The sequence below is a fragment of the Aeromicrobium marinum DSM 15272 genome (assembly GCF_000160775.2).
GTDB classification, from domain to species: domain Bacteria; phylum Actinomycetota; class Actinomycetes; order Propionibacteriales; family Nocardioidaceae; genus Aeromicrobium; species Aeromicrobium marinum.
In genome coordinates this window covers 2,536,458-2,550,982 of the sequence record NZ_CM001024.1, presented here as the reverse complement: position 1 = coordinate 2,550,982, position 14,525 = coordinate 2,536,458, and the positions used below count along the sequence as shown (strand labels likewise).

Sequence of the window (14,525 nt, the reverse complement as noted above, 5' to 3'; positions counted from 1 at the left end):
GATGTTCAACGTTGCAGAAGAGATTGGTGAGAAGGTCAAGTCGGTCGTCCCGATGGAGGTGCAGATCCGCGGGGCACATCTCTACGACAAGACCCGGCGTTGGGTGACTCGGACCGACGGTCAGAAGGTGTTCGTCGAGCAGCCGATCCCTCCGGTGGAAGAGGTTGAGCTCGCCGACATCGACCTGAGCAACCCCTTCCTGTATCGGCAGGGCCGGTGGCAGTCCTACTTCGAGCGGGTGCGCAACGAGGCGCCTGTGCACTACCAGGCCAACAGTCCCTTCGGACCGTTCTGGTCGGTCACCCGCCATGCCGACATCGTCGCCGTCGACAAGAACCACGAGGCCTTCTCGGCCGAGCCCTTCATCGTCATCGGGGAGCCGCCGCGGTTCATGGACCTGGCCATGTTCATCGCGATGGACCCGCCGCGACACGACCTGCAGCGCGCGGCGGTGCAGGGAGTTGTCGCGCCGAAGAACTTGCGCGAGATGGAAGGTCTGATCCGGTCCCGCGTGAAGGAGGTGTTGGACGAGCTTCCTGTCGACCAACCCTTCAACTGGGTTGATCGGGTCTCGGTCGAGCTCACGGCGCGGATGCTGGCCACGCTGCTCGACTTCCCTTACGAGCAGCGCCACAAGCTCGTTGAGTGGTCGGACCTGGCGAGCTCGATGGAGCAGGCGAACGGAGGGCCTTCGGACAACGACGAGGTCTTCCGCGGCATTGTCGACATGGCGCGCGGTCTCAGCGCGCTGTGGCACGACAAGAAGGCTCGCCTCGCTGCGGGGGAGGAGCCCGGCTTCGACCTCATCACGATGTTGCAGAGCAACGAGGACACCAAGGACCTCATCGATCGTCCGATGGAGTTCTTGGGCAACCTGACCTTGCTCATTGTCGGGGGCAACGACACCACGCGGAACTCGATGAGTGGCGGCGTGCTGGCGCTGAACCAGTTCCCCGAGCAGTTCGAGAAGCTGAAGGCGAACCCCGACCTCATCCCGAACATGGTCTCGGAGATCATCCGGTGGCAGACGCCGCTGGCTTACATGCGCCGGATCGCCAAGAAGGACACCGTCCTCAACGGACAGTTCATCCGCAAGGGCGACAAGCTCGTCATGTGGTACGCCTCGGGCAACCGCGACGAGCGGGTCTTCGAGCGACCCGACGAACTCGTCATCGACCGCAAGAACGCCCGCAACCACATTGCGTTCGGCTTCGGTGTACATCGATGCATGGGCAACCGCCTGGCCGAGATGCAGCTGCGGATCCTGTGGGAGGAACTGCTGACCCGCTTCGAGAAGATTGAGGTCGTCGACGAGCCGGAGTACGTCCAGTCCAACTTCGTCAGAGGAATCAGCAAGCTCACGGTGCGCCTGACCCCGAAGACCCAGGCATGACGCAGGGGACCGCAGTTGTCGTCGGAGCCAGTCACGCCGGCGCGCAGGTGGTGGCGGGCTTGCGTCAGCAGGGGTGGTCCGGGCGAGTCGTCCTCATCGGCGACGAGGCAGTCCTTCCATACCACCGGCCGCCGCTGTCGAAGGCCTACCTGTCGGGAAAGAGCGCCATCGGCGAGCTGGCGATCCGCAAGCCAGCCTTCTATGCGAAGCAGGAGATCGAGCTGCGAGATGCTCGCGTGGAGTCCATCGAGCGAGCAGAGCGCCGGCTCGTGATGGCCGACGGCCACAGCTTGTCCTACGACAAGCTCGCGCTGTGCACCGGCGGGCGGGCCCGGCTGCTCCCGGTCCCGGGAGCCGATCTCCCGGGCGTCCATTACCTGCGCACGTTTGCCGATGTAGAGCAGATCCGGGAGTCGGCGCAGCCAGGTAAGCGCGCGGTGATCGTGGGCGGCGGCTACATCGGACTGGAGACCGCAGCATCCCTCCTTGCTTTGGGCCTGGACGTCACCGTCCTCGAAGCCGCCGAGCGGGTGCTGATGCGGGTCACGGCGCCGGAGGTGTCGGCCTTCTACGAGCGGATCCACCGCGAGGCGGGTGTCACGATCCGCACCGGCGCCCTGGTCGAGGCCATGACCGGCGAAGATCGCGTCCGTGAGGTCCAGCTCGCCGGCGGGGAGCGGCTTCGCGCCGACCTCGTGGTCATCGGCGTGGGAATCGAGCCGAACACCGAGCTGGCCGCGGCCGCAGGCCTTGTCGTTGATGACGGCGTCGTCATCGACGACAACGCCCGCACCAGCGACACCGACATCGTCGCGGCAGGCGACTGCACCAGCCACTGGATGACGCGCTACGGGCGCAGGATCCGGTTGGAGTCGGTGCCCAGCGCCGGCGAGCAGGCAAAAGCCGCGGCGGCGACGATGTGCGGCAAGGAGAAGACCATCGCCGCGCTGCCGTGGTTCTGGTCCGACCAGTACGACCTCAAGCTCCAGATCGCCGGCCTGAGCGCCGGGTACGACGAGATCCTGCTCAGCAGCGACCCGACTCGAGACCGCGACTTCACCTGCTTCTACCTGCGTGAGCAGAAGTTGATCGCAGCCGACTGCGTCAACCGACCGCGCGACTTCATGCGAAGCAAGCAGAAGATCACCGAAGGGCTCGAGGTCGATCGCGCCGAGCTGGTGCAGATCGCAGCGGACTGATCTCTCGCCTCCGCTCAGGCGGCGCTGCCACCGCTGATTGACCAACGCTTTCGCATTCGCTCGCCCCACCTCCCGGGAAGGACCTCCGATGCAGAACACGATCGTGAACGTCGCGCTGATCACGGCCGCGGTCGTGCGGCATGAAACAGCCATCAATGGATCGGAGCTGACCGCGTGACCAGGGTGTTGCTGGACTATCCCCACCGCAGCGCCGGCCATTGCGGGTCGGGCGCGTTGCGCGACCTGGTCGAGTGGGCAGGCCTCGGGTGGGACGGCCCGCCCCAGGAGGGCCTGGTCTTCGCCCTCGGAGGCGGGCTGGGCTTCAGCTACCTCCGTGTCCCTGGAATGGTGCCGCCCGTCTACCTCGTTGGCCGTGGGGGAGATCTGGAGCTCGATGTGCTCGGCAGGCTGGGCGCTGCCGTCGAGTTCAAGCAGTCCGATGACCCCATCCTCGGGTGGCAGTGGGTGGTCGACGAGCTCGACGCCGGCAGGCCCGTCATGGTGTGGGCAGACATCGCCAAGCTGCCTTACCTGCGCGTCCGACTCCAGATGAGCCGACATGACATCGTCGTGATCGGCTACGACGACGCCACGAACACCGCCTTCGTCGCTGACAACGACCGCGAGGACATCCAGGAAGTGCCCTACGAAGCGCTTGCCGAGGCTCGCAGCTCGACCGCATTCCCGGTTCCGACGAGACATGCCACCTTCGCGGTCCGCTGGCCAGAGAGCCTGCCGGACCTGGCGGGAATCGCTGCCGAAGCGTTCGCGGCGTCCGCCCATTCCATGCTCACCGGAGGCGACGACTTGGTGGACCTGTCCATCCTGCCGCCCGGAGCATGCGCAGGTTCGGGGCTGGGCGGTGTTCAGGCCTTCGCCGACGACGTCGCAGCCTGGCCGCACGAGCTGAATGCCGCAGACCTGGAGGCAGCACTACGGGTGCTGCCGGTCTTCGTCGACAAGGCAGGAACCGGCGGGGGACTCTTCCGGCTGTTGCAGTCCCAGGGCTGCGCGCAGGTTGCCGAGCTCCTCAGCTCAACCGAGGCCGCAGAAGCCGCTGCAGTGGCAGCAGAGTCTGCGGCCGCGTGGCAGACCCTGGCACGCGCGGCCATCGCTGACGAGTCACTGGCTGCCAGGGCAGCCCGAGTCGCACGCGCGGCCGCAAGCCTTCCTGACCTCGAAAGGAACTTGGTCGCAGCCCTGCAGCAGGCATCTGCGTCGCTGAACGCAACCGGCGAACCTGGGGCGCGGTCGTGACGAGCGTCGAAGAAATCCTGGCGACCTGGCTGGACAAGTTCAAGCCGCACGAAGACGGCGCTCTCCTTCCGCCGCACCACGACCACTGTCTCGCGTGCGGACCCGACAATCCTCATGGACATCACCTGGTGGTGCACCGCCGCGGCGAGGAGGTCCATGCGGTCCATGTGTTCGACCAGCGCCACGTAGGTGCTCCCGGGATCGCGCACGGCGGTGCCGTGGCCACAGTTCTCGACGATCTGTTCGGCTTTCTCCTCTACCTCACCGGCGCCCCCGCGGTCACCCGACAGCTCGAAGTGCGCTACGACTCGCCTGTGCTCCTGGGAGTGGCCTACGAACTGGTTGCCAAAATCGTTCGTGCGGAAGGACGCAAGCTCTTCGTCGAGGCCGAGATGCGCGACACCTCAGGAGGTTTGGTGGCCTTCGCATCGGCGCTGTTCCTGCGCGTGGACGAAGCCCACTTCAGACAGGGTGCCAGCAACTCTCCGCCCCTGGCACGCCCGATATGAGCGGACAGGCCGCCCCGTAACTGTTAGCTGTCGTTTCCCCCTCCAGTTCAACGAGACGCCCACACCCGTGGGCGCAGATTGGGACGTCATGACCTCCAGCTCACTTCGCGGCCAAGTCGTCGTCATCACCGGCGGCGCACGAGGCATCGGCTACGCGACCGCGCGCACGCTCATCGAGCGTGGCGCTCGGGTGGCCATCGGCGACATCGACGAGACGCGCCTGCTCGCAGCGGCAGACGAGCTCGGGCTCGAGGTCACGGGCCGCCTCGACGTGACGGACGGGGAGTCGTTCCGTGCGTTCTACTCGATGGTCTCCGAGCGGCTGGGCACACCCGACGTGCTGATCAACAATGCCGGCATCATGCCCGTCGGGCCGACCCTCGAGGAGCCCGAGGAGGCGGCCCGCCGCATGGTCGACATCAACCTCCACGGCGTCATTACCGGCACCAAGATCGCCCTCGCCTCGATGCTCCCTCGCCGCAATGGACACATCATCAACATCGCGTCGATGGCGGGCGAGGCGTTCGTCCCCGGTGCGGCGACCTACTGCGCCACCAAGGCCGCAGTGATCGCATTCACCGAAGCGGTCCGCCTCGAGCACCGCACCAGCGGGGTCAGTGTCTCCTTGGTGCTGCCCACGTTCACCAACACCGAACTGGTTGCCGGCACCACCGGGCCACGGGGATTCCGCAATGCGGAGCCCGAGGAGATCGCGGACGCGATTGCCGGGCTTCTCGAGAGGCCACGCCCGCGTGCCTACGTCACCAGGGTCATGGGCCAAGTGCTGGCCGCGCAACGCTTCATGCCCCGTTCCGTGGCCGAGGGCCTGGCCCGGCGTCTGGGCGGAGAACAGATGTTCCTGGCGGGCGTCGACCCGTCGGCGCGCCAAGCCTACGAACAACGCGCCGGAAAATCTTGAGTCCCTGAAAGAGGCTCATGCGGACCTGACGACGCGACCTTCAGCCGTGGGTCTGGCGGCTCGAAGTGGCGTCGCCCACGCAAGCATTCTGGTCCGCAAAAAGTCCGCAAAACCTTCAGCCTTGGCAGAAGCTGGTCAACATCGACCAACGCCATGGGATGTGCGTTTCCCCAGGTCAGAAGCTGTTTTGGATAACCTCCAACGCGGTTCAACATCGACCAAAAGTCGTCGAGATGCTTCCCCTGGTACTACTGATCTGGTGGGTGTGCCCAGGTCGGCGGCAGGCCGGGGCGGCTCCGTCACCGGGGGCCATCCTGCTCGCCGAGCTACCGTGGAGCCATGACGTCGACCCTCGAGCCCCCCACTGCCGGCGACGTCTACACCGCCGCCATCGAGCCTCGCCGTCGCGAGCGGTTCGGCACGGTGATCGCGGGTGTGCTCGACCTGTGGTGTGCGACGTTCGGCGGACGGTTCGAGCTGACCAACGAGGGCAGGGTCGTCGTCCGGGGACGCCACGACGGCAGCCTGGAGCTGAGCATTCCGGCCGGCGGGCCGGACGGCGCCGCGCACCTGCTCGCGGTGATGCGCGACCAGCTCGCCACCCAGTCGCCCGAGCAGTTCCGGGAGGGCTGGGGAATCGCGTAGCCGGTGCCGGCGCTCGCGGCGGGCTACTCCTCGTCGCGGATCCGGCGGGCGGCGCGGTCGGCGGTGACCCCGGCGGCCGCGACCAGACCGAGCACGACCGCGTAGGCCACCCCCGACGGCAGCAGGGCCCAGGGTGACCGGTCGCCCACGGCCGCCTGGACGCCGGCGGCGGCCACGGTGGCGGCAGCACCCACGGCGGCGGAGATCCACGCGGCGCGCAGCCGTGGCGCCGCCGCGAGGTGGCCCGCCGTCCAGGCTCGGTCCGACGAGCGTGTCGCCCGGGTGCGCAGGCCGACGGCACCGTTGCGACCCAGGTGCCCGTCCAGAACGGCACACCTGAGGTGCTGCAGCAGCACCGCGAGCATGGCCAGCCCGGCGGTCAGGCTGATCGTGGCGGAGGGGTCCATGGCCCACCTTTCCCCCAGAGCGGACGAGTCCGTGTGGGACGCTACGCGTGACCTAGTGGGCCGGACCACCGTGCCAGCAGGTGAGACGACCGTCTCACGTACTGGCCGGTCCGATGACGAACGGATAACGTGCCGCCAATGAGCACAGCCACCGAGATCCTCCCGCCCGTGGCGCCGGGACGGGTCGGCGTCGTCGCGGAGTCGACGCCCGGCGAGACCCGCGTGGCCGCCACCCCCGCCACCGTCAAGCAGCTGATCACCCTCGGGTACGAGGTCGCCGTGGAGTCCGGCGCCGGCGAGAAGGCCAGCTTCACCGACGAGGCCTACGCAGCCGCCGGTGCGACCGTCGGCACCGCCGGTGACGCCTGGGGCGCCGACCTGGTGCTGAAGGTCAACGCCCCGTCGGTCCCCGAGATCGGGTTCCTCCGCGATGGCGCCACCGTGATCAGTCTGGTGGCCCCGGCGTTCAACCCCGACCTGCTCGAACAGCTCGCCACCCGCCCCATCACGGTGCTGGCCATGGACGCCGTGCCGCGCATCTCGCGCGCTCAGTCGATGGACGTGCTGAGCTCGATGGCCAACATCGCCGGCTACCGCGCCGTCGTCGAGGCCGCCCACGTCTTCGGCCGGTTCTTCACCGGCCAGGTCACCGCCGCCGGCAAGGTCCCGCCCGCCACGGTGCTCGTGGCCGGCGCCGGTGTGGCCGGGTTGGCCGCCATCGGCGCGGCCAGCAGCCTGGGCGCGATCGTGCGGGCCACCGACCCGCGGCCGGAGGTCGCCGACCAGGTCAAGTCGATCGGCGGCGAGTACCTCGCCGTCGACGTCGAGGTCGAGAAGAGCACCGACGGCTACGCCAAGGCCACCAGCGAGGACTACGACCGCCGGGCCGCGGAGCTGTACTCCGAGCAGGCCGCCGAGGTCGACATCATCATCACGACCGCGCTGATCCCGGGTCGCGCCGCCCCTCGCCTGATCACCGAGGCCGACGTCGCCAGCATGAAGTCCGGCAGCGTCATCGTCGACATGGCCGCGGCCCAGGGCGGCAACGTCGCCGGCTCCAAGCCCGGCGAGGTCGTCGTGACCGACAACGGCGTCACGATCATCGGCTACACCGACCTGGCCGGCCGGCTGCCCACGCAGGCCTCGCAGCTGTACGGCACCAATTTGGTCAACCTGCTGAAGCTGCTGACGCCCGGCAAGGACGGCCAGCTGGTGCTGGACTTCGACGACGTGGTCCAGCGGGCCGTGACGGTGGTGCGCGACGGTGAGATCACCTGGCCGCCCCCGCCGGTGGAGGTGTCGGCGGCCCCTGCGGCCGCTGCGCCGGCCGAGGTCGCCCCGAAGGTCGAGAAGGCGCCGCTCACCGACGCCCGGAAGTACGCGTTCGTGGGGGTCGGTGCCGCCCTGCTGTTCGGTCTCACCTCGATCGCCCCGCAGCAGCTGATCGGCAACATCACGGTCTTCGTGCTCGCGATCGTCATCGGCTACTACGTCATCGGCAAGGTGCACCACGCCCTGCACACCCCGTTGATGAGTGTCACGAACGCCATCAGCGGCATCATCGTCGTCGGCGCGCTCGTGCAGATGACCACCGACGACACCGCCGTGATCATCCTCGCGTCCATCGCGGTGCTCGTCGCCAGCATCAACGTCTTCGGCGGATTCGCCGTGACCCGTCGCATGCTCGGCATGTTTTCGAAAGGCTGAGCCCAGATGAGTGCTGACACCGCCGCGCAAGCGGCCTACATCGTCGCTGCCCTGCTGTTCATCTTCAGCCTCGCGGGGCTGTCGAAGCACGAGACCGCCCGGGCGGGCATCACCTACGGCATCGCCGGCATGGCGGTCGCGCTCGTCGCCACCGTCGCCCTGGTGATCCGTGACGCCGAGGCGCTCGCGATCGTGCTGCTGCTCGGCGCGATGGCCGTCGGCGCGGTCATCGGCCTGGCGCGTGCGCGCAGTGTCGAGATGACCGGCATGCCCGAGCTGATCGCCCTGCTGCACAGCTTCGTCGGCCTCGCCGCCGTGATCGTCGGCTGGAACGGCTACCTCGAGGTCGAGGGGTCGCCCGACGGTCAGGGCAAGGTCCTGGACGAGCTGCTGCGCATCCACAGCGCCGAGGTGTTCATCGGCGTCTTCATCGGCGCGGTCACCTTCACCGGCTCGATCGTGGCGTTCCTCAAGCTCTCGGCGCGGATCAACTCCAGCCCGCTGGTGCTGCCGGGCAAGAACCTGCTGAACCTCGGTGCGCTCGCGGCGTTCGGCGCCCTCACCATCGCCTTCGTGATCGAGCCGCAGCTGTGGATGCTGATCGCCGTCACCGCCATCGCCCTGGCCCTCGGCTGGCACCTGGTCGCCTCGATCGGCGGCGGCGACATGCCGGTCGTGGTGTCGATGCTCAACAGCTACTCGGGCTGGGCCGCAGCCGCCGTCGGCTTCCTGCTGAACAACAACCTGCTGATCGTCACCGGCGCGCTCGTCGGCTCGTCGGGCGCGTTCCTCTCGTACATCATGTGCAAGGCGATGAACCGCTCGTTCATCTCGGTCATCGCCGGCGGGTTCGGCATCGTGGCCTCCGGTGGCGAGGACACCGACTACGGCGAGCACCGCGAGATCTCCGCCGAGGACACCGCCGAGCTGCTGAAGAACGCGCGGTCGGTCGTCATCACCCCCGGCTACGGCATGGCGGTGGCACAGGCGCAGTACCCGGTCGCGGACCTGGTCCGCAAGCTGCGCGAGCGCGGCGTGGAGGTGCGGTTCGGCATCCACCCGGTCGCCGGCCGGCTGCCGGGCCACATGAACGTGCTGCTGGCCGAGGCCAAGGTGCCGTACGACATCGTCCTGGAGATGGACGAGATCAACGACGATCTCGGCGACACCTCGGTGGTGCTCGTGATCGGTGCCAACGACACGGTCAACCCCGCCGCGGCCGACGACCCCACGAGCCCGATCGCGGGCATGCCGGTGCTGCACGTGTGGGAGGCCGCCGACGTGATCGTGTTCAAGCGGTCGATGGCCGCGGGCTACGCCGGGGTGCAGAACCCGCTGTTCTTCCGCGACAACACCCAGATGCTGTTCGGTGACGCCAAGGACAAGGTCGAGGACATCCTCCGCGCCCTCTGACCCCGACCCAGAAGTGCTCCCAGATCAACCCATTTCACCCTGAGATCGGTTGGTTTGGGAGCACTTCTGGGTCGGGGGAGGGGGTCAGTGGGCGACGCCGTAGAGGCGGTCGCCCGCGTCGCCGAGGCCGGGCACGATGTAGCCCAGGTCGTTGAGGCGTTCGTCGAGGGCCGCGGTGACCAGCAGCACCGGCACGTCGACGGCGGCCAGCTCGGCCTCGAGCCGTTCGATGCCCTCGGGAGCGGCGAGCAGGGTGACGGCGGTGATGTGGTCGGCCCCGCGCCTGACGAGGAACTCGATCGCCGCGGCAAGGGTACCGCCGGTCGCGAGCATCGGGTCGAGCACGTAGCACTGGCGGCCGGCGAGGTCCTCGGGCAGCCGCTCGGCGTAGGTGGAGGCCTCGAGGGTCGACTCGTCGCGGATCATGCCCAGGAAGCCGACCTCGGCGGTGGGCAGCAGCCGCTGCATCCCCTCCAGCATGCCGAGCCCGGCGCGCAGGATGGGCACGACGAGGGGCCGGGGGGTCGAGAGTCGTACGCCCGTGGTGGTGGTGACCGGCGTCGTGATGTCGACCGGTTCGACCCTCACGTCGCGCGTGGCCTCGTACGCGAGCAGCGTCACGAGCTCCTCGGTGAGCCGCCGGAACGTGGGTGAGTCCGTGCGCTCGTCGCGCAGCACCGTCAGCTTGTGGTCGATGAGTGGGTGGTCGGCGACGTGGACCTGCATGGGGCAAGGCTAGGCCACGTCTGGCGCCGGGGAGTCGCCGTCTGCCACCATCAGATGACCGCGCACGTCGCCGAGCACCGGGAGACCATCATGGCCGAGGACGACGTCGACTTCGCGCTGGTCGCGTACCACGACGACGGCCGGTGGGAGCTGGCCGAGGTGAGCCCGGCGCTGGGCGAGGACATCGACGCCTTCCTGCCGACGTTGCAGCGGTTCCCGTCCGACGTGGGCGTGATCGGTCTGGTGTCGGTCTCCGACGAGTTCTTCGTGATCGTGCGGTCGACCGGCGACGAGGTGAGGCTGCTGCTCTCGGACGCCACGATGGCCGATCTCTGGTCACTGGCCACCGGCGTGGCCGAGATGCTGGACCTGCCCGAGGTGACCGACGAGGACGAACCCGCGCCCGCCGGCGACCTGGCGATCCTGGCCGACCTCGGGCTCAGCTCGGCCGAGCTGGAGCTGTTGTGCTCCGACGACGACCTGTACCCCGACGACGTGCTGGCCGACGTCGCCAAGCGCCTGGGCTTCGGGGAGGCGTTCGAGGCGATCGTCGGGTGAACCACGCCGATGCCATGCGGCTGGCGCTCGAGGAGGCGCGGGCCGCGCTCGACACCGGCGACGTGCCGGTCGGGGCCGTGGTGCTGGACCCGGCCGGTGATGTCATCGGCCGCGGCCGCAACACCCGCGAGCGTGACGGCGACCCGCTGGGTCATGCCGAGGTGGTCGCGCTCCGCGAGGCCGCCGAGCGTACGGGGCAGTGGCGGCTCGAGGGCTGCACCCTGGTGGTGACGTTGGAGCCGTGCACGATGTGTGCCGGGGCGCTCGTGGGCGCCCGGGTCGACCGGCTGGTGTTCGGCGCATGGGACGACAAGGCGGGTGCGGTCGGGTCGCTCTGGGACGTGGTGCGCGACCGCCGGCTCAACCACCGGCCGGAGGTCGTCAGCGGCGTCCTCGCCGACGAGTCCGCGACCCTGCTGCGTGAGTTCTTCGCCTCCCACCGGTAGGACGCCCCGCGGCGGGTACGGGAATATGCGGACCCGGTAAGATGGTTGAAGATTCAACAAGCAATCGTGGAGGTGGACCATGGGCAGCATGCAGTTCGGGATCTTCAGCGTCGGCGACCTGACCGTCGACCCGACCGACGGCTCGATCCCGACCGAGCACGAGAAGCTCAAGGCGCTGGTCGCGATCGCCAAGAAGGTCGAGGACATCGGCGGCGACGTCTTCGCGATCGGCGAGCACCACGACGCCGGGTTCTCCACGCCGTCGATCAGCACGCTGCACGCCTACATCGCCGCGCAGACCGAGCGGATCATCTTGTCGACGTCGATCGCGCACATCACGACGAACGACCCGGTCAAGATGGCCGAGGACTACGCGACCCTGCAGCACCTGTCCGGCGGCCGCGCCGACCTGGTGCTCGGACGCGGCAACACCGCGCCGGTCTACCCCTGGTTCGGCAAGGACCCGTCCAAGGGGGTCGAGCTGACCATCGAGAACTACCAGCTGCTGCGCCGCCTGTGGGACGAGGACGTCGTCAATTGGGAGGGCCGGTTCCGCACCCCGCTGCAGGGGTTCACCGCGATCCCGCGGCCGCTCGACGGCGTGGCGCCGTTCGTCTGGCACGGCTCGATCCGCACGCCCGAGGTCGCCGAGATCGCCGCGTACTACGGCGACGGGTACTTCGCGAACAACATCTTCTGGCCCAAGGAGCACTACATCCGGCTGATCGACTTCTACCGCCAGCGCTACGCCCACTACGGTCACGGCGAGCCGGACCAGGCGATCGTCGGCCTGGGCGGCCAGTTCTTCATGCGGCCCAACAGCCAGGACGCGATCAATGAGTTCCGCCCGTACTTCGACAACGCCCCCGTGTACGGGCACGGGCCGTCGTTGGAGGACTTCCAGGCGCAGACCCCGCTGACCGTCGGCAGCCCGCAGGAGGTCATCGAGAAGACGCTCGCCTTCGCCGACTACTTCGGCGATTACCAGCGGCAGATGTTTCTCGTCGACCACGCCGGTCTGCCCCTGAAGACCGTGCTCGAGCAGCTCGACCTGCTCGGCGAGATCCTGCCGACCCTGCGCGCGGAGTTCGACGCTCGCCGGCCCGCGCACGTGCCGGACGCCCCCACCCATGCCAACCGGGTCGCCGCCCGCGACGCGGCCGCCGCGGAGGTCTCGGCATGACCCGCGTCGTGGTCGTCTCGGCCGGCCTCAGTGAGTCCTCCAGCAGCCGGCTGCTGGCCGACCGGATCGTGGCGTCGGTGCGCAGCCACCTCGACGGCGCCACGGTCGAGGTGGTCGACCTCCGGCCGTTGGCGCACGAGATCACCGATGCCGTCCTCACCGGTTTCGCCCCACCGCGCCTGCAGCACGTGCTCGACCAGGTCGGCCAGGCCGACGCTCTCGCGTTCGTCACGCCGGTCTACCAGGCGTCCTACGCCGGGCTGTTCAAGATGTTCGCCGACACGCTCGAGACCGACCTGCTCATCGGCAAGCCGGTGCTGCTCGCGGCGACCGGCGGAACCGCGCGGCACTCCCTGGTCATCGACTCCGCGCTGCGTCCGCTGTTCGCCTACCTGCAGGCGTTCGTCGTGCCGACCGGGGTGTTCGCGTCGCCGCACGACTGGAGCAGCGAGGGCACGGGGGCGCTCCAGGCGCGCGTCGACCGGGCGGTCGCCGAGCTGGCGAGCGTGCTCGGTGGGGCCGGCACAGGCCGGACCCGTGACGACGACATCGACCTCTTCAGCGAGACGATGCTGTCGATCTCGGACCCGCCGAGGGCCTGACGTCCGCGGCGAGTTGCCATTGCGCCCCGGACCGATCGGGGGTTGAGTGTTGTCGCATGGACACCTCGTCGATCGAATCAGGGATCGACGGCTTCTTCAGCCCTGTCTCCGAAGCCGTCTCCAACGTCATCTTCTACTCGGTGTCCATCGGGGGTACCGACATTCCACTCATCGTCGGCTGGCTGGTGCTCGGCGCGCTGATCTTCACCATCGCGCTGAAGGCCATCCAGGGCTGGGGAGCGGGCCACGCCATCGCCCTCGTGCGCGGCCGCTACGGCAGCGACGACGACCCCGGTGAGGTGTCGCACTTCCAGGCGTTGACCTCGGCGGTCTCCGGCACGGTGGGGCTCGGCAACATCGCCGGTGTCGCCGTCGCGGTGAGCCTCGGCGGCGCCGGTGCCACCTTCTGGATGATCGTGGCCGGCCTGCTCGGCATGTGCACCAAGTTCGTGGAGTGCACCCTCGGGGTGAAGTACCGCGAGGAGCACGAGGACGGCACCGTGACCGGCGGCCCGTTCCGCTACCTGCCGATCGCCTTCGAGCGGTTCGGCACCCCGGTGGCCAAGACCCTCACCGCCGTGTTCGCGGTGTCGATCTTCTTCTTCGGTGCGGTCGGCGGCAACATGTTCCAGGCCAACCAGACCTTCGCGCAGGCCCGCAACGTCACCGGCGGCGACGACGGGTTCCTCGGCAGCGACGGCGCCGCCCTGGGCTTCGGCATCGTGCTCGCCCTGCTGGTGGGACTGGTGATCATCGGCGGCATCAAGTCGATCGGCCGGGTCACCTCGCGGCTCGTGCCGGCCATGGCGGTCATCTACATCTCGGCGTGTCTCGTGGTGATCCTGGGCAACTTCACGTCCATCCCGGGAGCCTTCGAGGAGATCATCGTCGGCGCCTTCTCGCCGGAGGGCGTGACCGGTGGCTTCATCGGCGTGCTGATCATCGGCTTCCAGCGGGCGGCGTTCTCCAACGAGGCCGGTGTCGGCTCGGCGCCCATCGCGCACTCGGCCGTCAAGACCCGTCGCCCGGTGACCGAGGGCTTCGTGGCGATGCTCGAGCCGTTCATCGACACCGTCATCATCTGCACCATGACCGCGCTGACCATCGTCATCGCCCGTCCGCAGTCGTGGCTCGACGCCCGTGAGGCCGTCGCCAACGGCGAGACGCCCAGCCCCGACGGCGTGGTGCTCACGTCGGACGCGTTCGAGAGCGTCGTGTCGTGGTTACCCGAGGTGCTGGCGGTGGCGGTCGCGCTGTTCGCGTTCTCGACCCTCATCACCTGGTCGTACTACACGCAGAAGGCCTGGACGACCCTGTTCGGCCGCACCGCGTTCACCGAGCGCTCCTTCCAGGTGATCTTCTGCCTGTTCACCGTGTTCGGCAGCGTGGTGACGCTCTCCGACGTCATCAACCTGGCCGACGCGATGCTGTTCCTCTGTGCGCTGGTCAACATCACGGGTCTCTACCTGCTGATGCCGGTGGTGCGCCGCGAGCTGAAGGAGTACTGGGAGGACCGGCAGGCGGGTCGCTTGGTGCTGAAGGACGACCAGGTCGCGTGAGC

At 68.5% G+C, this 14,525-nt stretch carries 14 protein-coding genes and 1 pseudogene; 13 read left to right on the top strand and 2 right to left on the bottom strand.

Going from position 1 to position 14,525, the window contains the following annotated elements; all coding sequences use genetic code 11:
• Position 1: 1 nt before the first annotated feature.
• The 6 genes and pseudogenes from HMPREF0063_RS12965 to HMPREF0063_RS12940 form a co-directional block, all read left to right on the top strand.
• A pseudogene (locus tag HMPREF0063_RS12965) lies at positions 2–1,387 on the top strand (cytochrome P450); the annotation flags it as partial.
• A 2-nt stretch (positions 1,388–1,389) separates the two neighbouring features.
• A complete protein-coding gene (locus HMPREF0063_RS12960) occupies positions 1,390–2,592 on the top strand; it encodes an NAD(P)/FAD-dependent oxidoreductase (protein WP_007079145.1) in 1,203 nt (400 codons plus the stop codon).
• A 174-nt stretch (positions 2,593–2,766) separates the two neighbouring features.
• Positions 2,767–3,849, top strand: coding sequence for a BtrH N-terminal domain-containing protein (locus tag HMPREF0063_RS12955; RefSeq protein WP_007079143.1), 1,083 nt, complete (start codon positions 2,767–2,769; stop codon positions 3,847–3,849).
• A complete protein-coding gene (locus tag HMPREF0063_RS12950) occupies positions 3,846–4,358 on the top strand; it encodes a PaaI family thioesterase (protein WP_007079142.1) in 513 nt (170 codons plus the stop codon). The genes HMPREF0063_RS12955 and HMPREF0063_RS12950 overlap by 4 nt, the downstream gene beginning before the upstream one ends.
• A gap of 88 nt (positions 4,359–4,446) precedes the next feature.
• A complete protein-coding gene (locus HMPREF0063_RS12945; protein WP_040320289.1) occupies positions 4,447–5,277 on the top strand; it encodes an SDR family oxidoreductase in 831 nt (276 codons plus the stop codon).
• A gap of 339 nt (positions 5,278–5,616) precedes the next feature.
• Complete coding sequence (locus HMPREF0063_RS12940) at positions 5,617–5,922, top strand: hypothetical protein (RefSeq protein WP_007079140.1); 306 nt, start codon at positions 5,617–5,619, stop codon at positions 5,920–5,922.
• Between the two features lie 23 nt (positions 5,923–5,945).
• Here HMPREF0063_RS12940 and HMPREF0063_RS15920 read toward each other — a convergent pair whose 3' ends face one another.
• The gene (locus tag HMPREF0063_RS15920; RefSeq protein WP_007079139.1) at positions 5,946–6,329 is read right to left on the bottom strand and encodes an SdpI family protein; all 384 of its coding nucleotides are present in this window, start codon (positions 6,327–6,329) and stop codon (positions 5,946–5,948) included.
• A gap of 138 nt (positions 6,330–6,467) precedes the next feature.
• Here HMPREF0063_RS15920 and HMPREF0063_RS12930 point away from each other — a divergent pair, with 138 nt between their 5' ends.
• Complete coding sequence (locus HMPREF0063_RS12930; RefSeq protein ID WP_007079138.1) at positions 6,468–8,036, top strand: Re/Si-specific NAD(P)(+) transhydrogenase subunit alpha; 1,569 nt, start codon at positions 6,468–6,470, stop codon at positions 8,034–8,036.
• A gap of 6 nt (positions 8,037–8,042) precedes the next feature.
• Positions 8,043–9,449 carry a Re/Si-specific NAD(P)(+) transhydrogenase subunit beta gene (gene pntB / locus HMPREF0063_RS12925; RefSeq protein ID WP_007079137.1) on the top strand — a complete coding sequence of 469 codons (1,407 nt, stop codon included), beginning with the start codon at positions 8,043–8,045 and terminating at the stop codon, positions 9,447–9,449.
• An 84-nt stretch (positions 9,450–9,533) separates the two neighbouring features.
• On the opposite strand, the gene upp is transcribed toward pntB, so the two are convergent.
• The gene (upp, locus tag HMPREF0063_RS12920) at positions 9,534–10,175 is read right to left on the bottom strand and encodes a uracil phosphoribosyltransferase (RefSeq protein ID WP_007079136.1); all 642 of its coding nucleotides are present in this window, start codon (positions 10,173–10,175) and stop codon (positions 9,534–9,536) included.
• Positions 10,176–10,229: 54 nt separating this feature from the next.
• Here upp and HMPREF0063_RS12915 point away from each other — a divergent pair, with 54 nt between their 5' ends.
• The 5 genes from HMPREF0063_RS12915 (at position 10,230) to HMPREF0063_RS12895 (ending at position 14,523) form a co-directional block, all read left to right on the top strand.
• A complete protein-coding gene (locus HMPREF0063_RS12915) occupies positions 10,230–10,733 on the top strand; it encodes a tRNA adenosine deaminase-associated protein (RefSeq protein WP_007079135.1) in 504 nt (167 codons plus the stop codon).
• 14 nt (positions 10,734–10,747) lie between these two features.
• Positions 10,748–11,179 carry a nucleoside deaminase gene (locus HMPREF0063_RS12910; RefSeq protein WP_040320897.1) on the top strand — a complete coding sequence of 144 codons (432 nt, stop codon included), beginning with the start codon at positions 10,748–10,750 and terminating at the stop codon, positions 11,177–11,179.
• A 79-nt stretch (positions 11,180–11,258) separates the two neighbouring features.
• Positions 11,259–12,362, top strand: a complete 1,104-nt coding sequence (locus HMPREF0063_RS12905; protein WP_007079133.1) for an LLM class flavin-dependent oxidoreductase — start codon at positions 11,259–11,261, stop codon at positions 12,360–12,362.
• Positions 12,359–12,964: a CE1759 family FMN reductase gene (locus HMPREF0063_RS12900; protein ID WP_007079132.1), complete on the top strand. Its 606-nt coding sequence runs from the start codon at positions 12,359–12,361 to the stop codon at positions 12,962–12,964. Before HMPREF0063_RS12905 ends, HMPREF0063_RS12900 begins: the two co-directional genes overlap by 4 nt.
• A 56-nt stretch (positions 12,965–13,020) precedes the next feature.
• The gene (locus tag HMPREF0063_RS12895) at positions 13,021–14,523 is read left to right on the top strand and encodes an alanine/glycine:cation symporter family protein (protein WP_007079131.1); all 1,503 of its coding nucleotides are present in this window, start codon (positions 13,021–13,023) and stop codon (positions 14,521–14,523) included.
• The last annotated feature ends 2 nt before the right edge of the window (positions 14,524–14,525 follow it).